Genomic DNA, 19,556 nt, shown 5'->3' on the forward strand with positions numbered 1-19,556 from the left:
GAGAACGACGGTGGGGTGGTATGTCCCCACCGCGGAACCCCCAAGGAGCGCACATGAGAACACCCCGGCTCGGCGCCCTGGCTGCGGCCGTGTTGTTGGGAACCGGCCTGCTGACGGCCCCCGCCACGGCCGCCGCCGACGCGGCATCGCCCTCCCCGACCCCCGCCGCGGCCCAGGAGGCAGGCGACACCATCGTCCACCTCTTCCAATGGAACTGGGACTCGGTCGCCGCAGAGTGCGTCGACTTCCTCGGTCCGCGGGGCTACGGAGGCGTTCAGGTCTCCCCGCCCCAGGAACACGTGGTCGTCCCGACCGCTGAAGGCGGGAACCACCCCTGGTGGCAGGACTACCAGCCGGTGTCCTACCGCATCGACAACACCCGGCGCGGCACCGCCGAGGAGTTCCGGAACATGGTCGAGACCTGTGCCGACCAGGGTGTCCGGATCTACGTCGACGCCGTCATCAACCACATGACCGGCCCCCGCGAGAACGAGGGCCCCGGCAGCGCCGGAACCGACTGGGAACTGTACGAGTACCCCGACCTGTTCGGCGACGGCGAGGCCTCCTACACCTACGAGGACTTCGGCCCCTGCTACGAGACGATCGAGAACTGGCAGGACAAGGAGGAGGTGCAGAACTGTCAGCTCCTCGGACTCGCCGACCTGAACACCGGTGACCCCGAGGTCCGGGCACAGATCGTCCGCTACCTCAACGGGCTGGTCGCCCTGGGGGTCGGCGGCTTCCGCGTGGACGCCTCCAAGCACGTCCCCGAGGACGACATGGGCGCGATCATCGGCGCCTTGGACGAGGTCCCCGGCTTCGGCGGCGCCCCGCGCGTCTACCACGAGGTCTACGGCGACCAGACGATCCCCTACACCGCGTACACGCCCTACGGTCAGGTCACCAACTTCGATCACCAGCGCAACCTCGCGTCGTCCTTCGCCGACGGGAACATCGCCGACCTGACCTCGATGCCCGACTTCGGCGGGCTCACCGGTGACGAGTCGGTGGTCTTCGTCGACAACCACGACACCCAGCGCTACGAGCCGACCCTCACCTACCTCGATGGCGACCGCTACCACCTGGCCACCGCCTTCATGCTCGCCCACCCCTACGGAACGCCCGTGGTGATGTCGAGCTACGACTTCCGGGGCAACGTGAGCGAGGGGCCGCCCAGCGTCGGCGAGGTCGACGGCAACCCGGCCGGATGGATCACCGCCGACAGCGACTGCTCGGGGAGCGACTGGGTCTGCGAGCACCGGAACGAGACCGTCGCCGGCATGGTCTCCTTCCGTAACGCGGTGGAGGGCACCGACCTGACCGAGCGCCTGCGCGACGGGTCGGCGCGCGTGGCCTTCGACCGGGGCGAGACCGGTTTCGCGGCCTTCAACGCCTCCGGTCAGGCCTGGTCGCTGAGCGCCTCGACCTCCCTGCCCGACGGCGCCTACGACAACGCCGCCGGCCCGGGCACCGCCACGGTCGCCGACGGCCGGGTCACCGCCACCGTTCCCGCCGAGGGCGCCCTGGCCCTGCACGTGGGCGGCGAGTGCGAGGAAGGGTGCGACGGCGGGGGAGAGGGGCCCGGCGAGCCGGGGACCCTGACCGCGACCGTCGAGACCCGTCCCGGTCAGGAGGTCCACGTGGTCGGTTCGACCCCCGAACTCGGCTCCTGGGAGCCCGCGAACGGGGTGCGCCTGAGCACGGACGCCGACACCTATCCCGAGTGGCGGGGGAACGTCGACATCGCCCCCGACGCCGAGTGGAAACTCGTCCGTGTGGACACCGACGGCACCGCCGACTGGGAGCCCGGTGACAACCGGGTCGGCCCCGCCTCCGCGGTCACCTGGGGTCGCGGCTGATCCACGCCCCCTCAGCGCCCTCGATTCTCGTGGTCGGGGGCGCCTCCGCGTTCCTCGGAGGCGTCGGCGAGCGGGGGCGGGCACGGCTCCCCGGGGTCGACGGTCAGCTCGTAGTGCCACATCTCGTTGGCGTAGGTCTGACAGAGCCCGTACTCGTACCCGAAGCGGGAGAACCAGTCCGCCGCGTTCGTGTACCCGATGTCCACGGCGTCCCCGTGGACGTGGGAGGAGGCGTCGGGAGCGGCCACCCACCGGCGAGCCTCCTCCTCGTCCCCGTGTTCGCGCAGCGCCTCCTCCCACAGGTGTTCCTGGTAGCGCTCGCTCCGCCAGCCCCCGGTGACGATCACCACGTCGACCCCGGAGTCCAGGGCGTCCGCCGCGGCCTCTCGCACCGCGGCCAGCAGCCTCGGATCCAGTCCGGTCAACGCGGGGACGTCGGCGTCGACCTCCAGCCCCTCGCCGACCGGAACGTACCCGTCGGCCTCGGTCGGTTCGTCGGATCCGCCCACCGGTCCCGGCAGCACCAGCAGGGCACCGCCGCCCTCGACGCCCTCCGGCGGGGCCGCGCAGCCTCCGGCCGCCAACACGGCCGCCAGGGCCGCGATCATCGTCCGACGGTGTACCGCACCCACGGGTCTCCCCCTTCGTTCGGAGCCGGGCCGGTGCCCGACGTGCGGGGCCAGACCATCAAGAGGGGCGTTGCGTCCGTGTCGAGTGATCGCGCAACACTTCCGCAACAGGGTGCGTCCCTAGACTCGGGACCGGGCGGCCGGGGAGGCCGCCGACGAGGGAGGACACGGCATGCGCGTACTGGTCGTCGAGGACGAGCCCTACATGGCCGAGGCCCTCCAGGCGGGTCTGCGCCAGGAGGCCATCGCCGCCGACATCGCGCTCGACGGAGACCGGGCGTTGGAGCGCGTGGCCGTCAACGACTACGACGCCGTCGTCCTGGACCGGGACATCCCCGGGACCCACGGCGACGAGGTGTGCGCCGTCCTGGTCCGCGACCATCCCGGAACCCGGATCATCATGCTCACAGCCGCGGGCCGGCTGCGGGACAAGGTCGACGGTTTCTCGCTGGGGGCCGACGACTACCTCACCAAGCCGTTCGCCCTGGAGGAACTGGTGATGCGTCTGCGCGCCCTGGCCCGCCGCCCGGCCACCGCCGTCGATCCGGTGCTCCATCGCGGCGACCTGCGCTTGGACCCCTACCGTAGGGAGGCCCACCGGGGCGGTCGTCCCCTGCGGCTGCCGCGCAAACAGTTCGCCGTCCTCGAACTGCTGATGCGCGCCGACGGGGCCGTGGTCACCGCCGAGACCCTGTTGGAGAAGGTGTGGGACGAGCACGCCGACCCCTTCACCACCGCGCCCCGGGTCGCGGTCTCGCACCTGCGCAGGGTGTTGGGCGACCCGGACCCGATCGTCACCGTCCCCGGTGTCGGCTACCGCCTGGTCGACCCGGAGCGGGAACGATGAGCCGGGCGCCCCGGCGTCCGGGGCTGCCGGTCAGCGCCCGTCTCCGTCTCACCCTGGGCTACGCGGCGTTCCTGGTCGTGGCGGGGGCGGCGATCCTGGTCGGCGTCTACGTCGTCGTCCGCTTCATCCCCGACTACCCGCTGACCAGCTCCGACCCCAGCCTCTCCGATGTCGGGATCACCTCCCGAGGGGAGATCCTCTCCGCCCTCGTGGACGTCTCACTGTGGGTCCTGGCCGCGCTGGCCGTCATCGGTCTCGGCGGTGGCTGGCTTCTGGCCGGCTGGGTGCTGCGGCCACTACGCCGCATCGACGCCGCGGTCCGCGCCGTCGCCGCCGGCGGCCTGGACCACCGGATCCGCCTGGAAGGGCCCGACGACGAGTTCCGTCGGCTGGCGGACGCCTTCGACCACATGCTCGACCGTCTCCAGGACGCCTTCGCCGTCCAGGAGAGGTTCGCCGCCAACGCCTCGCACGAACTGCGCACCCCGCTGGCGATCACCGCCACCATGCTCGACGTGGCCCGCAGAGAGCCCGGCCACGACCCCGCCCTGATCGAGCGCCTGTCCAGGGTCAACGCCCGAGCGGTCGACCTCACCGAGGCGCTGCTGCGGCTGGCCGACGTCGACGCCGTCACCGCCGCGGCCCGCCCCTTGGACCTGGCCGATCCCGTCGGTCGGGCCGTCGAGGAGGCAGCGGAGGAGGCCCGGCGGCGCGGCGTCGATCTGCGATCCGACCTTCGCGCCGCGCCGGTGACCGGAGACGCCGAACTGCTGCTGCGGCTGGCCGACAACCTGGTCCGCAACACGCTGCGGCACAACATCGGCGAAGGATGGGCGAGGATCTCGGTCGATCGGGATCGGGACGGTTCGGCCGTGTTGCGCACCGAGAACACCGGGGCGACGCTGTCACCGGAGAGCGTCGCCCGGCTCACCGAACCCTTCCTGCGAGGAGAGGGCCGGACCCGCCGGGACGGAGAGGGACACGGTCTGGGACTGGCCCTGGTCTCCCGGGTCGTGGACGTCCACGGCGGCACCCTGACCCTGGAGGCGCGCCACGGGGGAGGACTCCTCGTCACGGTGGTCCTCCCCGCCCGCCCTCAGTCGTCGTAGAAGACCCGCTCCATCACCGCGCGGGCCCGCCGGGTGGCGCGCAGGTAGGTCTCGGTCAACTGCTCGGCGGGCCCCTCCGCCTCGACGTCGCTCTCGTCGTCGTCCGAGGAGTCGCGGTAGCCCATGGCCTCGCCCAACGCGGCCCGCACCCGCAGGTCGGAGGGGAGCGAGTCGCCGGGGCGTCCACGTACGAGCATCACCATGCCCCGCACGCGGGAGGCCAGCCGCCAGGCCCGCTCCAGGACCACGCCGTCCTCGGCGCTCAACAGACCGTGGGCGACCGCGACCCGCAGCGTCTCCAACGTGCCGGTCGTCCGCAGGTCGGGATGCTCGTGGGCGTGACGGAGCTGGAGCGACTGCGCCACCCACTCCACGTCCGAGAGCCCGCCCCGTCCCAGCTTGGTGTGCAGGGTCGGGTCGGCCCCGCGCGGCAGCCGCTCGGCCTCCATGCGCGCCTTCAACTTGCGGATCTCCAACACCGCCGAGGTGTCGATCCCCCCGTCCGGATACCGGAGGGGATCCACCAGGGCGAGGAAGGCCGAACGCAGTCCGTGGTCGCCGGCGATCGGACGCGCCCGCAGCAGGGCCTGGCTCTCCCACACCTGGGACCAGCGCCGGTAGTAGGCGGCGTAGGAGTCCAGGGTGCGCACGACCGGCCCGCTCCGTCCCTCGGGACGCAGATCGGTGTCCAGCTTCAACGGCGGCTCGGCCTGCGGTATCTCCAGGAGCCGGGCGAGCTCTCGCACGATCGCCATCGCCTGACGGGTGGCCTCGCCGCCGTCCGCCCCGGGGAACGGGTCGTGCACGTAGATCACGTCGGCGTCGCTGGCGTAGGTCAGCTCACCGCCGCCGAACCGGCCCATGGCCACCACGCACACGCGGGTGAGCTCCTCGCCCCCGAAGTCGGCCACCACCTTCTTGTAGGCGGCGCGCAGAGCGGCGTCGATGGTCACGGCGGCGATATCGGTCAACGCCGAACCGACCTCCTCCACGGAGGAGACCCCGAGCAGGTCGGCCGAGGCCGTGCGCAGCAGTTCCCGGCGGCGCAGGGCGCGTACCGCCGACACCGCCTCCTCCGGGGTGTCGTAGCGGCGCAGCGCCGCGTCCGCCTCGGCCATCAGTGTGCGGGGCGGACGGCTCCGCAGGTCGGCGTCGTCGGCCAGCGTGGCCACCGACCCGGGGGCGCGCAGCAGGAGTTCGGTCACGTAACGGCTGGTCCCCAGCAGCCACGCCATCCGCTCGGCCACCCGCACGTCGTCGCGCAGCAGCCTCAGGTACCACGGGGTGGTGCCGAGCGCCTCGCTGACCTGGCGGAACCCCAACAGGCCCGCGTCCGGATCGGGGGAGTCGGCGAACCAGCCCAACATCACGGGCAACAGGGTGCGTTGGATCGCCGCCCTTCGAGAGATCCCCGACGTCAACGACTCCAGGTGCCGCAGCGCCCCGCGCGGATCGGCGAACCCCAGGGCGCCCAGCCGGTCCTCGGCCTGTCCGGGGGAGAGCCGCGCCTCGCCCTCGGGAAGCTTGGCCACCGCGTTGAGCAGCGGCCGATAGAAGAGCTTCTCGTGCAGACGCCGCACCTCGGCCGACACCCGCTTACGGGCCTCGGTCAGCTCCCGGACCGGGTCGGCGGTGAAGCCCAGGGCCCGTCCCAGACCGCGCAGCCGGGCGGGGCCGTCCGGGCTGTCCGGATCGGGCATCAGGTGGGTCCGGCGGAGCCGCTCCAACTGCAACAGGTGTTCGGTGCGGCGCAGGAAACGGTAGGCCTCGGTGAGTCCGGCCGCGTCGCCGCGCCCCACGTAGCCGTGCTCGGACAGGGCCGTCAGCGCGCGCAGGGTGTTGCCCGAACGCAACCGCTCGTCGGTGCGTCCGTGGACCAGTTGGAGGAGCTGTACGGAGAACTCGATGTCGCGCAGGCCGCCCGGCCCCAGCTTCAGCTCCCGTTCGGCCTCGCCGGTGGGGATGTGCGCCACCACGCGGCGCCGCATCGCCTGGACGTCCTCCACGAAGCCCTTGCGCCCGGAGGACTCCCACACCATGGGGGAGATCGCCTCGCCGTAGGCACGCCCCAGGGCGACGTCCCCGGCGATCGGACGGGCCTTGAGCAGGGCCTGGAACTCCCAGGTCTTGGCCCACCGTTCGTAGTAGGCCACATGGCTCGCCAGGGTCCGCACCAGCGGGCCGTTCCTGCCCTCGGGGCGCAGCGCCGGGTCGACCTCCCACAGGGTGCCCTCGGCGTCGGTCTCCGCCGGGATCCGCATCATCGCGGTGGCCAGCCCGGTGGCCGCGCGCAGGGCCGCTTGCTCGTCCGCGTCACCGACGGGTTCGGCGACGAACACGACGTCCACGTCGCTGACGTAGTTCAGTTCCCGCCCGCCGCACTTGCCCATGCCGATCACGCTCAGCCGGCACAGCGCCGCGTCCTCGGGGGACTCCCACCGGGCCACCGCCAACGCCGCGTCCAGCAGGGAGGAGGCCAGGTCGGAGAGTTCGGCCGCGACCTCCTCGACCGAGTTCACCCCGGTCAGGTCCCGCCCGACCAGACGCAGTAGACGGCGGCGGTAGGCGACCCGCAGCGTATGGCGCAGGGTCGCGGAGGGATCCGCCCCGTCACCCTCCACCACGGCGGGGTCGGCCACCGGGGCCTCGTCGTCGGGATGGGCGCCGACGGTGTGCAGCAGCCCTCGACGCGCCTCCTCCGGTTCGGGGGTGCGCGCGGCGTCGGCGCCGCGCAGCTCCCGCCAGTCCTCGGGATGGCGCACCAGGTGGTCGGTCAGGGCCGTGCCCGCTCCCAGCACCCGGCACAGACGCTCCCTCAGATCCGACTCCCGGCGCAGGGCGGAGCGCACCTCGTCGGGATCGGGAGAGGTCTCCAACAGCCGGACCAGACCCAACAGGGCCTGGTCGGGGTCGGCGGCGGCACCGAGGGCGCCGATGACGTCGACGTCGTCCGAGGTGTCCAACCCGGCCGCCGTCACCAGGCTCAAGGCCCGGACGCTGTCACCGAAACCGCGTCGGGCGAGCGCGCCCGCTGTCATGTTGGTTCTTCCGTCCCTTGCCACGCGTCAACGGTAGCCGGAGGAGCCGGAAACGGCGGGCCCGGGTGGCGGCGGGTGGTGATCCACGTCATCGAACGGGGCGGAGACGGGCGGGATCGTAGGGGAGGAACGAGGTCTCCCCCGACATCGAAGGACCGACATGCCCCACCGCCCCGCACGCCTCCTGGCCCTCACCGCCGCCGTGACCTTCGCTCTCACGGCCTGTGGCGGAGAGAAGTCCGTCCCCGAGGAGGAGACGGCCCCGACGGAGGAGGCCGCCGTGGACGAGGAGCCGACGACCGAGGCCGAGGAGGCCCCGCCGGAGTTCGCCTTCCCCGAGGACTGCGACGCGGCGGGCGCCCTCGACGTCGTACGGGACTACCAGCCCGCCGACGTGGAACGGGTCAACGAGGAGACGACCGATGAGGGCGGGATCCGCTGCCTCTTCGGAAGCCATGAGGCCCAGAACGGCGTGAACCTGGTCTACTCGGAGGGCTTCACGCTGGCCGACATGCCCGACATCGAGGACAACTACGAGGTCGTGGCCGAGTCACAGGACCGGGAGCTGTACCTGACCGACCGGGCGAGCGAGCTGGGCGGTCTCCTGGAGATCAGTGACATGGGAGAGGTCGACACCGGACGCGGCGCCCTCCTGCACCTGCCCGGCGGGGTGTTCGTCGCGGCCATGTCGATCGGCAGGGACGACATCGACCAGGCCCTCACCGAGGAGGAGATGGACGAGCTCCTCGTCGACGCCGCCGAGGCCCTCATCGAGTGACCGCGAACGCCGGACGCGCGCCCTCCGGAAGGGAGGGCGCGCGTCCGGCGTCGTACGTCCTTAGACGTCGTAGTAGAGCTCGAACTCACGCGGGTGCGGGCGCAGGCGCAGCGACTCGATCTCCTCGGTGCGCTTGTAGTCGATGTAGGTGTCGATCAGGTCCTTGGTGAAGACCCCGCCCTCCAGGAGGAACTCGTAGTCGTTCTCCAGGGCCTCCAGGGCCGCGTCCAGGGACGCGGGGACCGTCTCGATGGCCTCGGCCTCGGCCGGGGGCAGCTCGTAGAGGTCCTTGTCGACCGGCTCCGGCGGCTCGATCTTGTTGCGGATACCGTCCAGACCGGCCATCAGCATGGCGGAGAAGGCCAGGTACGGGTTGGCCGAGGGGTCCGGAACGCGGTACTCGATCCGCTTCGCCTTGGGGTTGGACCCGGTGAGCGGCAGACGGATGCAGGCCGAACGGTTGCGCTGGCTGTAGACCAGGTTGATCGGGGCCTCGTAACCCGGCACCAGACGGTGGTAGGAGTTCACCGTCGGGTTGGTGAAGGCCAGCAGCGCCGGGGCGTGCTTGAGCAGACCGCCGATGTAGTGGCGGGCCATGTCGGAGAGCTGACCGTAGCCGGACTCGTCGAAGAAGAGCGGCTCGCCGTCCTTCCACAGGCTCTGGTGGCAGTGCATGCCGGAGCCGTTGTCGCCGAAGAGCGGCTTGGGCATGAACGTCGCGGTCTTGCCGGCCTCGTTGGCGACGTTCTTCACGATGTACTTGTAGAGCTGGATCTGGTCGGCCGAGCTCAGGAGGGTGCCGAACTTGATGCCGATCTCGGCCTGCCCGGCGGTGCCGACCTCGTGGTGCTGGAGCTCGACCTCGATGCCGGCGTCGATCAGGGCGCGGACCATGTCCGAGCGCAGGTCGCTGTAGTGGTCGACCGGCTCGACCGGGAAGTAGCCGCCCTTGTAGCGCGGACGGTAGCCGCGGTTGCCGCCCTCGATGGAGGAGCCGGTGTTCCAGGCGCCCTCGATGGAGTCGATCTCGTAGTAGCCGGTGTTCGAACGCGTCTCGAACTTGACGTCGTCGAAGATGTAGAACTCGGCCTCGGGACCGAAGAACGCCGTGTCGGCCACACCGGAGCCGCGCAGGTAGGCCTCGGCCTTGCGCGCGATGTTGCGCGGGTCGCGGCTGTAGGACTCCAGGGTGAGCGGGTCGTGGACGAAGAACGTCATGTTCAACGTCTTGTGCTTGCGGAACGGGTCGAGGACGCCGGTGCTCAGGTCGGGGAGCAGCAGCATGTCGGACTCGTGGATGGCCTGGAAGCCGCGGATCGAGGAGCCGTCGAACATCTGGCCCTCGGTGAACGTGGACTCGTCGACGTTCTCCACCGGAAGGGTGACGTGGTTCACACCCCCGAACAGGTCCGAGAAACGGACGTCGAGGAACTTGACGTCCTCGTCGCGGATGTAAGCGAGCACCTCATCGACGCTGCTGAACAAAACGGAACCTCCGTGCAGGTGGCTGAGACGGCGGCCCTCCGGCCCCTCAGGGGTCGGGCCGCACCGTCTCCCGGCTTCTCTTCGAAGCTATGAGCGCGTGATTTCCACGCCATGTCTCGATTGTTTCCTGCATGTTACGGAGCCGGCCGTCCGCGGGCGATGTGTCCTTCCACCTGCTGGTTCCGCGTGTTCCACGGGTGAAACGGGATGTTCCCGGGGTCTGCCGGTGACCATCGCCACCCCGGTGCGAGACCGGTATCGCACCGGCCCCCTCGACCCGCGTACGCGCGCCCACGACGTGCCTATACCGTGAATGACATGAGTGACAAGAGCCGGTCGGCCGCCACCCCCGACGACGACTTCCGCTACCGGGGCAACCGGCTCGGCCTGCCCGAGAACGGTCCTGGTTCGGTCCCCGGGGTCATGCGACGTCTGGTCGGCCTGGCGCTGGACTGGGGCCTGGCCGTCCTGCTGGTGTGGGGCGCCGTCTCCCTCGGGCTGATCGGACAGGACCTGGCCGCGGCCGCCGCCTCCGGCGGTGAGGAGGAGGCCCTGGCCCTGACCAACTTCACCACCCTGTCCACTCTGGTGGTGTTCGCGGCGATGAACATCGTCCTGCTGACCCTTTTCGGTACAACGATCGGGCGGCGGATCGTCGGCGTCGGCATCACGGCCACGGGGGAGCGCACCTGGCCCTGGTTCCTGTCCATGACCGCGCGTACCCTGCTCCTCTGCCTGGTCATCCCGGCCGTGGTGTACGATCGCGACACTCGCGGCCTGCACGACCGGGCCGCCGGGACGATCACCACTCGTTACTGATCGAACACGGAACGCCTCTCCCGGCGTCGGATCCTCCACCGAAGCGTTCAGTACCTCTTCCGTACGGCTGTTAGCATCCGTTCACAGCTTTCCCGGGGCCGCGACCTGTGGGCCGCCTTGACCCCGCCCCCTCTAGGTCTCTTCGCATCCGAAGGTTCGCATGGCTGGAAAACGATCCGCCCCCCGCGCCTCCGGCGCCCTGGGCGCCGCACGGTTGTCCACCGGGCACTGGGTCGCCTGTATCGCGACCGCGCTCACCATCATCGCCGGGCTCGGCGGGTACGGCTGGTACCAGGGCCTGATCGGCAACATCACGACCACTCGGGTCGACACCGACGAGTGGGATCGGCCCACCAGCGTCGAGGGGGTCATGAACCTCCTGGTGATCGGTTCCGACGTCCGTTCCGGCGAGAACGCCGACTACGGCGTGGCCGAGGGCGAACGTCCCGACACGATGCTCATCGTCAGCGTCAACGTGGACAACGGGGCCGCCACCCTGGTCAACCTGCCCCGCGACCTCATGGTCGACATGCCGGCCTGTGAGCCGAGCGAGGGCTACGAGGGCATGTCCCCGCACCAGGGCATGATCAACTCCGCGATGACCGTCGGCGGGGTGGGGTGCCAGTGGAAGGTGGTCGAGCAGGTCACCGGTGTCCACCTGGACCACTTCATCATGATGGACTTCGTCGGGTTCAAGGACATGGTGGACGCCATCGGCGGCGTGGAGATGTGCATCCCCGAACCGGTCGACGACCCCAAGGCGCACCTGACGCTGGAGGCCGGTCTCCAGAAGCTCGACGGCGAGGACTCCCTGGGCTTCGTGCGCTCCCGCTACGCCCAGGGCGACGGCAGCGACCTGTCCCGGATCGACCGTCAGCAGGAGTTCATGGGCGCCATGCTGCGCGAGGTCCTCAGCAGCGAGGTCATGACCAACCCGGTGACGATCACCAACTTCCTGGGAGCCGTGACCGACTCCATCACCACCGACGACGAGCTCACCGTCGAGACCATGACCGACATCGCCATCTCGATGCGCGAGGTCGACCTGGGCAAGGTCCAGTTCGTCACCGTCCCCAACGGGGCGCACCCCGACGACGAGAACCGCATCATGATGAGCCAGCCCCAGGCCTCGGAGCTGTTCGAGGCGATCAACGCCGGGGTCGACCTGTCCGGGGGCGACGACGCGGGATCCTCGGACGAGGAGACGGACGAGAGTCCGGTGGCCCCCGAGGAGGTCTCCGTCGAGATCCTCAACAACACCGGGATCGACGGGCTGGCCCTGGAGATCCAGGCGGTCCTGGCCCAGGAGGGTTACGTGGTCACGGGTACGGGGAACCCCGAGCTCCGGGTCCCCGACGCCACCACCGTCTACTACGGCCCCGACGACAAGGCCGCCGCCGAGCTGCTGGCCGGCACCCTCGAGAACGCCCAGATCGAGGAGGCCGAGGGGCTGGAGCAGACCCTCGAGCTGGTGGCCGGCGCCGACTGGAACGGTTTCGTCGGGGATTCCTCGGCCGAGACCGACCTGTCCATCACCGACGACCTGGGCGGGGTCACCGCCGAGGAGGCGCCCGAGAGCGCCTGCTAAGGGTTCGCGGATCGAGGTGGCGACGTCGGTGTCCTTCGGGGGGCGCCGACGTCGTCTCACGTCCATGACCTGCGTTTTCGCCCTCTGTCGGAGTGGGGGTGGGGTGGGCCGTGCCGATGGCCGGGATCTGACACGGTGAGACCGTTCCGGTACCATCCGGTGGGTTACGTCCGATTACCCGACCGGGGAACGAGCTCCGGGGCGGGTCCCCCTCAGGTCGGACACTCCCTCTCGTGCCCCGGAACGGATCGCAGGTGCCCTGTTGGCCCCAAGAAACGTGTCTACGGCCGCCGTCGCCGCCAAGATGACCCTCGGCAAGTGGGCGGCCTGCGCGATGACCGGCGTGGTCATCGCGGGAAGTCTGGTGGGCTACGGCTTCTACCAGGACGTCCTCGGTATCCAGACCGCCCATGTGGACCCCGATGGTTGGGGCGATCGCCCCGCCCAGGTCGACGGTGTGAACAACATCCTCCTGTTGGGCACCGACGAGAGGGCGGGGGAGGACGCCGCCTACAACGACCTCAACGGCATCCGCCCGGACGTGCTGGTCGTCGTCAGCATCGACGTCGACCAGGGCGGGGTGACCATGGTCAACCTGCCGCGCGACACGATGGTCGACATCCCCCCGTGCGACCCCGGAGAGGAGGGCGAGGGCTGGGCCGGCGGTGTCGACCAGATCAACCACGCCATGACCTACGGCGGGATGGACTGCCAGGGCAATACCGTGGAGACCGTCACCGGGATCCACCTCGACCACCTGGTCCTGGTGGACTTCGCGGGCTTCGAGCAGATCGTCGACTCCGTCGGCGGTATCGAGATGTGCGTCCCCGAGGCGATCGACGACCCCAAGGCGCATCTGACCCTGGACGCGGGGACCCAGCGGCTCAACGGTGAGCAGGCGCTGGGCCTGGCCCGGTCCCGGGACAGTACGGAGACCGGGAGCGACCTGGGGCGGATCGAGAACCAGCAGCGCATGATGGGCGCCATCCTGCGCGAGGTCACCTCGGGCGACATCCTCACCAGTCCGGGCAACCTCGCCGGGTTCCTGGACTCGGTCACCGACAGCCTCGTGACCGACGACCAGTTCAACAACGCCAAGATGGCCGAGCTGGCCGCGGCGATGCGCGAGGTCGACCTGGGTCGGATGAACATGGTCACCGCCCCCGTCATGGACTACCAGCCCAACCCGGACAAGGTCGAGCTCATGGAGCCCGACGCCTCCGAGCTCTTCTCGGCGGTGGCCGCCGGTGAGCTCACCGAGGACCCGGAGGAGGGTTCCGACGACTCCGACTCCTCGGAGGAGGAGAGCGAGGTCGAGCCCTCCGACGTCTCCCTGACGTTGCTCAACAACACCGGCATCGACGGGCTGGGGGCGCAGGTCGAACCGCTGCTGGCGGCCGAGGGCTTCGGTGTCGTCGGTACCGGCAACCCCGAGCTGCGCGCCCCCGAGGCCACGACCGTCTACCACGGCGCGGGGCTGGACGGGGAGGCCGAACTCCTGGCCTCGGCCCTGACCGGTGGCGCGGAGGTCGTCGAGGAGCCCACTCTGGGCGATGACCTGGAGCTGGTGATGGGCGCCGACTGGTCCGGGGTGTCCGGTGTCGGCGGTGGCGGCGACGAAGGGTCCGGGGGGTCCGGCGGCGACGTCCTGGACGGTCTGGAGACCAACAGCGCGGCGGCGGACAAGGTGAGCTGCGACTGAGAACGACGGCGGTCGCGGGGGCGGAGATTCCGAACGGGGTCCCGCCCCCGCGGCGTTCCCGGACCACCCGGGGCCCCGTCCCGAGCCCAGAAATTATCGTTTATCATTAATATCGATGATCGATAAGAAAGTGGTGCCATGAGTCGCCGACACGTACTGCTCTGGTCACGGACGGACTCCGTGATCCTCACCTTCGTCCTCGCCGTCTTCCTGGCGCTCCAGGCTCTGCACGGGCTCTTCCTGGTGGTCTGGGGGCTCGGTTTCGTCCGTGCCGACAGCAGGGCCGGACTCGACCTGCTCACCAGGCCCCTGCCCTCCGAGGCCTCGACCTCCGTGACGGGGGTCGTCCCCCACGGGAACGTCACCATCGAGGGGGTCGAGCGGATGGTGCTCGTCTTCCACGACCCCTCGGTGGGCGAACGCCTGCTCCTCGTGGCCCCCGCGCTGCTCACGACCCTGGCCATCGGCCTGGTCGCCTACCTGCTGTTGCGCATGCTCCCGTCCCTGCGCGAGGGGGACCCGTTCTCAGCCGCCAACGTGCGCCGCGCCTACACCGTCGCCCTCACGGTGATCACCGGCTCCCTCCTGGTCCCGGCCTGCGCCGGGGTCACCGGTGCGGTGCTGGAGAGCCGGGCCCTGGGAACGGACCCCTCCCTCACGTTCACCTTCGGTCTGGAGGGCGGGACGGTGCCCCTGGTCCTGGTCGGTCTGATCCTGGCGGCGCTCGCCGAGATCTTCCGACGGGGCGCGCGGCTGCGTCACGACGTCGAAGGCCTCGTCTGATGCCGCCGGAGGAGACCACCGGGATCAGGATCCACCTGGACCGGATCCTGGCCGAGCGCGGGATGACCCTCACCGAGTTGGCCGAACGGGTCGGTGTCACCATCGTCAACCTGTCGGTGCTCAAGAACCAGCGGGCCAGGGCGATCCGCTTCTCCACCCTGGCGTCCCTCTGCCGGGAGCTGGACTGCTCTCCCGGAGACCTCATCGACTACGAGCCGGAACCCGGGACCGGCGCATGAGAACGGGGCCGTCGCACCGATCGGTGCGACGGCCCCGAAGGTCGCCGTGAGAGCTCATGCGAGCACGGTCGTGATCAGGCGGTGCCGCCGCTCTGGCCGCGCATGCCCTTGGGCAGCTTGGCGCCCTTGGGCATGGGGCCCTTGGGCATCTGCATCGCGGCGGGCAGCGCCTTGAGCCGGTAGTTCAGCTCGGCGGTGCCGGCCTTGTCCAGGTTCCTGGGCAGCTTCACCAGGGTCCGCTGGAGCTTGGACACCGGGACCTGGTCCTCGCCGTTGCCGACCTTGAAGTCGTAGATGGGCGTGTCGTGGGCGACGCGCGCCACACGCTTCTTCTCGCCCGCGATCAGGCCGCGCAGACGGCCGGGGTCGCCCTCGCCGACGAGGATGACGCCGGGACGGCCCACGACGCGGTGGACCACGTCCATCTGCTTGTTGGCGGCGACACCGGGCTCGACCACCCAGTTGCCGCGCATGTTCTCCAGGATCGCCATACCGGCGCCCAGACGGCCGTCCAGCATCTTGTACTGCACGCGCTGGGCCGAGCGGGTGAACATGATGAAGCCGACCAGGAAGGCGACGGGCAGACCGGTCAGCGGCCAGATGATCCAGGAACCGGTCCAGATGCCGATACCGATGAAGATCGCGAGGATCACGACCGCGACGGTGATCGCGAGCGGGATCGTACGCGGACTCTGCTGATGGACGACCTTGGCGACCATGCCGATCTGCTTCAACCGGCCCGGCTGCTTCGCGTCACCCTTACCGGCGGACGTGGTGTCGGACTTCTTCGCCATCGTGCTTTCAGGCAGCGCACACCGAGTTGATCGGTGGGGAAGGAGATCCCTGAGCTGCCTTGCCTCCTCTTCGCGGTCGACCTTCGATGCGGCGCCTCCCGGCGCCACGAAACGGGCGCCCTGGAACCACCAGGATATGTGTCCGCGCGCCCACATGCGGAACGGTGGCCCGCGGGCCACCGTTCCAGCTTGATCACGACTCGGGCGTATCGATCGTCATGTCCCGTTCGCGGCGGTCGCGGCCTCGGCGTCACGCTTCTCGCGGGCCTGCTTGTACAGCGTTCCCGCTCGGTAGGAGGAACGCACCAGCGGACCGGACATGACACCGGCGAAGCCGATCTCCTCGGCCTCCTTGCCCAGCTCCACGAACTCCTGCGGCTTCACCCAGCGGTCGATCGGGTGGTGCAGCTTGGACGGACGGAGGTACTGGGTGATGGTCAGCAGGTCGCAGCCGGCCTCGTGGAGGTCGCGCATGGCCTCGCTGATCTCCTCACGGGTCTCGCCCATGCCCAGGATCAGGTTCGACTTGGTGACCAGACCGTAGTCGCGCGCCTCGGTGATGACCTTGAGGGAACGCTCGTAGCGGAAGCCCGGACGGATGCGCTTGAAGATCCGCGGCACGGTCTCCACGTTGTGCGCCAGGACCTCCGGACGCGATCCGAAGACCTCGGCGAGCTGGTCGGGCTCGGCGTTGAAGTCCGGGATCAGCAGCTCGACACCGGTGCCGGGGTTGAGCTCGTGGATCTTGCGGACCGTCTCGGCGTAGAGCCAGGCGCCGCCGTCCTCCAGGTCGTCGCGGGCCACACCGGTGATGGTGGCGTAGCGCAGCTCCATCTTCTGGACGGAGGTGGCGACCTTGAGCGGCTCCATCTTGTCCAGGGCGGTCGGCTTGCCGGTGGCGATCTGGCAGAAGTCGCATCGGCGCGTGCACTGGTCGCCGCCGATGAGGAAGGTGGCCTCGCGGTCCTCCCAGCACTCGTAGATGTTGGGGCAGCCCGCCTCCTGACAGACGGTGTGCAGGCCCTCACCCTTGACCAGGGACTGGAGCTCGGTGTACTCGGGCCCCATGTGCGCCTTGATCTTGATCCACGGCGGCTTTCTCTCGATGGGGGTCTCGCTGTTACGCGCCTCCACGCGCAGCAGCTTGCGGCCCTCAGGAGCGATGGTCAACGCGAACCCGTTCCCTTCTGTACCCCTGTGACGGGGACCCTCTCGCCCTCGGTTCGGGCATCGTGTCCCGGTGGGGGCTGGCTCATGGTGTGGTCTGTCATCATCGGGCGGTGGCGACGGAGAGCATCCCGGCGCCGTCGGTGTGGCTGTAGTCCGACGCGCCGAGGACATCGGCCAGGTGGCGTTCGAGGCTCGGTCGCACGTCGGCGACGGTGACGGTGCGCCCCAGCTCCCTGGTGAGCGAGGTGACCCCCGCGTCGGTGATCCCGCAAGGGACGATCCGATCGAACCACGACATGTCATTGTCGCAGTTGAGGGCGAATCCGTGCATACCGACCCCGCGGGCGATACGACAGCCGATCGCCGAGATCTTGCGCTCGATCAGACCGCGCTCGGGGTCGGCGTCGAGCCAGACCCCGCTGCGCCCTTCCACCCGCCTGCCGGTCAGGCCGTACTCCGCGATGGTGCGGATGACGGCCTCCTCCAACATGCGAACATAGGCGACCACGTCTATCGGCTGGGCCAGCCGCACGATGGGGTACACCGTGAGCTGTCCGGGGCCGTGCCAGGTGATCTTGCCGCCCCGATCGATGTCCACGACGGGAGCGCCGGGGTCGGTGATGGGACGATCCCACCTCCCGGTGCGCTTGCCCGCCGTGTACACGGGCTCGTGCTCCAGGAGGAGGACGGTGTCGGCCACCTCGTCGGCGACACGACTCTGGTGGAGCCGTTTCTGGAGATCCCAGCCCTGGTGGTAGGGGACGGGAGCATCGCCCAGCCATGCGTAAACGAGATCATTCACACCACCACCTTACGCCCCGGTCGAGGGTCGAGGGTGGGTCAGGATGTCGGAAAGAGCACGATCGACCATGGGGAACGAGAAGGAATACCCGGCCTTCTCCAGACGTTGGGGGTGCGCCCTCAGATCGAGGAGGACGCTCTCCTCGGCCGGCCCTCCCAGGGCCGCGCGTACCAGGGCGGCGGGGATCGGGAGGAGCGCGGGGCGGCCCAGGGCGCGGCCGAGCTCGCGGCAGAAGGCCGCGTTGCCGACGGGCTCGGGGGAGCAGAGGTTCACCGGCCCGGTGAGGTCCGGACGGTCCAGCAGGAAACGGATGGCGCCCACCTGGTCGGTCAGGGAGATCCAGGTCAGGTACTGGTCGCCGGGGCCCAGGCGACGGCCCAGACCCATCCGCTGTAACGGGACCAGGGTCCGCAGCAGCCCGCCCTCGCGGGCCAGGACCAGTCCGGTGCGCAGATGGGCCACCGACATCCCGGCCTCCTCCGCGGGAAGGGTGGCCTCCTCCCAGTCGCGGCACACCCGGGACAGGAAGCCCCGGCCCGGCGGGTGGCCCTCCACGGCCACGGTGCTCCCGGTCCGCCCGTAGTAGTGCACCCCCGAGGCGCTCAGGAGGCGGGGAGGCGGGTGGTCCATGCCCGCCAGGGCCCGGCACAGCTCCCGGGTGAAGTGCGCCCTGCTGCGATGGACGAGCTCATGTCTGCGACGGGCCCAGGGCCTCGCGACCACGGGGGCGCCCGCCAGATGCACCACCGCGTCCGTTCCCCGTAGGGCCACGGAGTCCACACGCCCCTGCTCGGCCCGCCACTCGGCCTCCTCCAGGCCCGGGGCCCCTCCGTCGAGGGGAGGTCGGCGTACCAGCCGCACGACCGTGTGCCCGTCCGAGAGGAGGGACGTGGTCAGTGCCCGGCCGATCAGCCCTGTCGCACCCGTGATCGCCACTCGCATGACGAGGGTCTACCCGTTGCCGTCGAGGTCGTTCGAATTTTTCTCCGGCTTTTTCGGTGAAACCTCTGCGGGGAGGGGCCGGGTCTTCTAGGTTGAGGAGTGGGACATGGAACTCCGCGTCATCGCGGAGGCACTGTGGGCGACCATCCGCCGTTCAGGCGGTGGTGCGCCCGACCACAGACCTTTGATGATGGGGATCATCAGGGGATGGTGATTGGTGGGGTAGAAAGGCGGGGCGGTGCCGTTACGGCGCCGCCCCGTCCACCTTTTCCGGCCCTTTTCCGCTAACCGGGGAAGGGGCGGCGATCGCGTGCCTCGCGCAGGGAGAGCGCCCACCACGTCAGTTGGTCCAGCATCTCCGCCACGGCCGCCGCGGCACCCGCGCCGCGTTCCCCCGAGACGGCGCCGTCGGCGAACATCTCCCGGGCGTTGTGCAGGCTCACCGAGGTGCGTACCGAGGTCACGTGCAGTTCGGCGAAGACCGTCCGCAACTGCTCCACCGCGCGCAGGCCGCCCGACATGCCCCCGTAGGAGACGAAGGCGACCGGCTTGGCGAACCACTCCCGACGGGCGGAGTCGATGGCGCTCTTCAACGGTCCCGGATAGCCGTGGTTGTACTCCGGGGTGACCACGACGAAGCCGTCGGCGGCCGCCACCGAGGCGGAGAAGAGCTCCGAAGGGGTGCCGTGCCCGTCGCCCCGGTGCTCGGCCACGTCCAGGACGTCGATCTCCACCCCGGGACTGGCCGTCAGCAGGTCGAGGAACCAGGAGGAGACGCGGGGTCCCGTACGCCCTCGATGGTCGCCTCCCAGGACGACCGCGATTCGAAGGTTCTCTCGATACATGGGGGTCCTTTGCCGGTGGGACGCTCGCTGTGGACGTACCCTGCCACGTTAGAACCTGGAGTTCGGTTGAGGTCAACCGGGTGCGAGGAGACCCCGGCCACTCCGGACGGTGGATCCCGTACGTACA

17 protein-coding genes are annotated in these 19,556 nt (G+C 70.0%); 9 read left to right on the forward strand and 8 right to left on the reverse strand.

From position 1 onward, the window contains the following. Positions 1-53: 53 nt before the first annotated feature. Entirely contained in the window at positions 54-1,859 is a 1,806-nt protein-coding gene (locus D451_RS0115260; RefSeq protein ID WP_017535092.1) for a carbohydrate-binding module family 20 domain-containing protein, read from the forward strand. Positions 1,860-1,870: 11 nt separating this feature from the next. On the opposite strand, the gene D451_RS0115265 is transcribed toward D451_RS0115260, so the two are convergent. After that, the gene (locus D451_RS0115265; RefSeq protein WP_026125092.1) at positions 1,871-2,491 is read right to left on the reverse strand and encodes a D-alanyl-D-alanine carboxypeptidase family protein; all 621 of its coding nucleotides are present in this window, start codon (positions 2,489-2,491) and stop codon (positions 1,871-1,873) included. Between the two features lie 169 nt (positions 2,492-2,660). Between D451_RS0115265 and D451_RS0115270 the strand changes: the two genes are divergently transcribed. Next, positions 2,661-3,335, forward strand: coding sequence for a response regulator transcription factor (locus D451_RS0115270; RefSeq protein WP_017535094.1), 675 nt, complete (start codon positions 2,661-2,663; stop codon positions 3,333-3,335). Further along, the gene (locus D451_RS0115275) at positions 3,332-4,444 is read left to right on the forward strand and encodes a sensor histidine kinase (protein ID WP_017535095.1); all 1,113 of its coding nucleotides are present in this window, start codon (positions 3,332-3,334) and stop codon (positions 4,442-4,444) included. Before D451_RS0115270 ends, D451_RS0115275 begins: the two co-directional genes overlap by 4 nt. Here D451_RS0115275 and D451_RS0115280 read toward each other — a convergent pair. After that, a complete protein-coding gene (locus D451_RS0115280; protein ID WP_017535096.1) occupies positions 4,432-7,482 on the reverse strand; it encodes a bifunctional [glutamine synthetase] adenylyltransferase/[glutamine synthetase]-adenylyl-L-tyrosine phosphorylase in 3,051 nt (1,016 codons plus the stop codon). The two genes, D451_RS0115275 and D451_RS0115280, sit on opposite strands and share 13 nt — an antisense overlap. Before the next feature lie 160 nt (positions 7,483-7,642). Here D451_RS0115280 and D451_RS0115285 point away from each other — a divergent pair, with 160 nt between their 5' ends. Then, entirely contained in the window at positions 7,643-8,260 is a 618-nt protein-coding gene (locus D451_RS0115285; protein ID WP_017535097.1) for a hypothetical protein, read from the forward strand. A gap of 60 nt (positions 8,261-8,320) precedes the next feature. Here D451_RS0115285 and glnA read toward each other — a convergent pair whose 3' ends face one another. Continuing rightward, positions 8,321-9,745 (reverse strand): type I glutamate--ammonia ligase, encoded by a 1,425-nt coding sequence (glnA, locus tag D451_RS0115290; protein WP_014908758.1) that lies wholly within the window; start codon positions 9,743-9,745, stop codon positions 8,321-8,323. A gap of 318 nt (positions 9,746-10,063) precedes the next feature. On the opposite strand from glnA, the gene D451_RS0115295 reads away from it, so the two are divergent. The 5 genes from D451_RS0115295 (at position 10,064) to D451_RS0115315 (ending at position 14,876) form a co-directional block, all read left to right on the forward strand. Beyond that, positions 10,064-10,564, forward strand: coding sequence for an RDD family protein (locus tag D451_RS0115295; protein ID WP_026125093.1), 501 nt, complete (start codon positions 10,064-10,066; stop codon positions 10,562-10,564). Positions 10,565-10,724: 160 nt separating this feature from the next. Further along, positions 10,725-12,152, forward strand: a complete 1,428-nt coding sequence (locus tag D451_RS0115300) for an LCP family protein (protein ID WP_017535098.1) — start codon at positions 10,725-10,727, stop codon at positions 12,150-12,152. A 277-nt stretch (positions 12,153-12,429) separates the two neighbouring features. Beyond that, positions 12,430-13,854 (forward strand): LCP family protein, encoded by a 1,425-nt coding sequence (locus tag D451_RS0115305; RefSeq protein ID WP_017535099.1) that lies wholly within the window; start codon positions 12,430-12,432, stop codon positions 13,852-13,854. A 138-nt stretch (positions 13,855-13,992) separates the two neighbouring features. Beyond that, positions 13,993-14,637: a DUF2975 domain-containing protein gene (locus tag D451_RS0115310; protein ID WP_017535100.1), complete on the forward strand. Its 645-nt coding sequence runs from the start codon at positions 13,993-13,995 to the stop codon at positions 14,635-14,637. After that, positions 14,637-14,876, forward strand: a complete 240-nt coding sequence (locus D451_RS0115315; RefSeq protein ID WP_017535101.1) for a helix-turn-helix domain-containing protein — start codon at positions 14,637-14,639, stop codon at positions 14,874-14,876. Before D451_RS0115310 ends, D451_RS0115315 begins: the two co-directional genes overlap by 1 nt. 74 nt (positions 14,877-14,950) lie before the next feature. Here the strand turns inward: D451_RS0115315 and D451_RS0115320 are convergent, their stop codons facing one another. The 5 genes from D451_RS0115320 to D451_RS0115340 all read right to left on the reverse strand — a co-directional run bounded on the left by D451_RS0115320 (position 14,951) and on the right by D451_RS0115340 (position 19,429). Beyond that, positions 14,951-15,670: a DUF4191 domain-containing protein gene (locus tag D451_RS0115320; protein ID WP_014909057.1), complete on the reverse strand. Its 720-nt coding sequence runs from the start codon at positions 15,668-15,670 to the stop codon at positions 14,951-14,953. Between the two features lie 216 nt (positions 15,671-15,886). After that, positions 15,887-16,840, reverse strand: coding sequence for a lipoyl synthase (lipA, locus tag D451_RS0115325; protein WP_014910578.1), 954 nt, complete (start codon positions 16,838-16,840; stop codon positions 15,887-15,889). A 100-nt stretch (positions 16,841-16,940) separates the two neighbouring features. Beyond that, complete coding sequence (lipB, locus tag D451_RS0115330; RefSeq protein ID WP_014909162.1) at positions 16,941-17,642, reverse strand: lipoyl(octanoyl) transferase LipB; 702 nt, start codon at positions 17,640-17,642, stop codon at positions 16,941-16,943. A gap of 9 nt (positions 17,643-17,651) precedes the next feature. Further along, positions 17,652-18,584, reverse strand: a complete 933-nt coding sequence (locus D451_RS0115335) for a TIGR01777 family oxidoreductase (RefSeq protein WP_017535102.1) — start codon at positions 18,582-18,584, stop codon at positions 17,652-17,654. A 284-nt stretch (positions 18,585-18,868) separates the two neighbouring features. Beyond that, on the reverse strand, positions 18,869-19,429 hold the full coding sequence (locus D451_RS0115340; protein WP_017535103.1) for an NADPH-dependent FMN reductase: 561 nt from the start codon (positions 19,427-19,429) through the stop codon (positions 18,869-18,871). Positions 19,430-19,556 lie beyond the last annotated feature (127 nt).

The organism is Nocardiopsis alba DSM 43377, from assembly GCF_000341225.1.
Lineage (GTDB): Bacteria > Actinomycetota > Actinomycetes > Streptosporangiales > Streptosporangiaceae > Nocardiopsis > Nocardiopsis alba.

Coding starts and splice junctions, on each gene's coding strand:
- D451_RS0115315 (WP_017535101.1), top strand. CDS start 14,637: ATGCCGCCGGAGGAGACCACCGGGATCAGGATCCACCTGGACCGGATC.
- D451_RS0115320 (WP_014909057.1), bottom strand. CDS start 15,670: ATGGCGAAGAAGTCCGACACCACGTCCGCCGGTAAGGGTGACGCGAAG.
- D451_RS0115270 (WP_017535094.1), top strand. CDS start 2,661: ATGCGCGTACTGGTCGTCGAGGACGAGCCCTACATGGCCGAGGCCCTC.
- D451_RS0115275 (WP_017535095.1), top strand. CDS start 3,332: ATGAGCCGGGCGCCCCGGCGTCCGGGGCTGCCGGTCAGCGCCCGTCTC.
- D451_RS0115280 (WP_017535096.1), bottom strand. CDS start 7,482: ATGACAGCGGGCGCGCTCGCCCGACGCGGTTTCGGTGACAGCGTCCGG.
- D451_RS0115340 (WP_017535103.1), bottom strand. CDS start 19,429: ATGTATCGAGAGAACCTTCGAATCGCGGTCGTCCTGGGAGGCGACCAT.
- D451_RS0115260 (WP_017535092.1), top strand. CDS start 54: ATGAGAACACCCCGGCTCGGCGCCCTGGCTGCGGCCGTGTTGTTGGGA.
- D451_RS0115300 (WP_017535098.1), top strand. CDS start 10,725: ATGGCTGGAAAACGATCCGCCCCCCGCGCCTCCGGCGCCCTGGGCGCC.
- D451_RS0115310 (WP_017535100.1), top strand. CDS start 13,993: ATGAGTCGCCGACACGTACTGCTCTGGTCACGGACGGACTCCGTGATC.
- D451_RS0115295 (WP_026125093.1), top strand. CDS start 10,064: ATGAGTGACAAGAGCCGGTCGGCCGCCACCCCCGACGACGACTTCCGC.
- D451_RS0115335 (WP_017535102.1), bottom strand. CDS start 18,584: ATGCGAGTGGCGATCACGGGTGCGACAGGGCTGATCGGCCGGGCACTG.
- D451_RS0115285 (WP_017535097.1), top strand. CDS start 7,643: ATGCCCCACCGCCCCGCACGCCTCCTGGCCCTCACCGCCGCCGTGACC.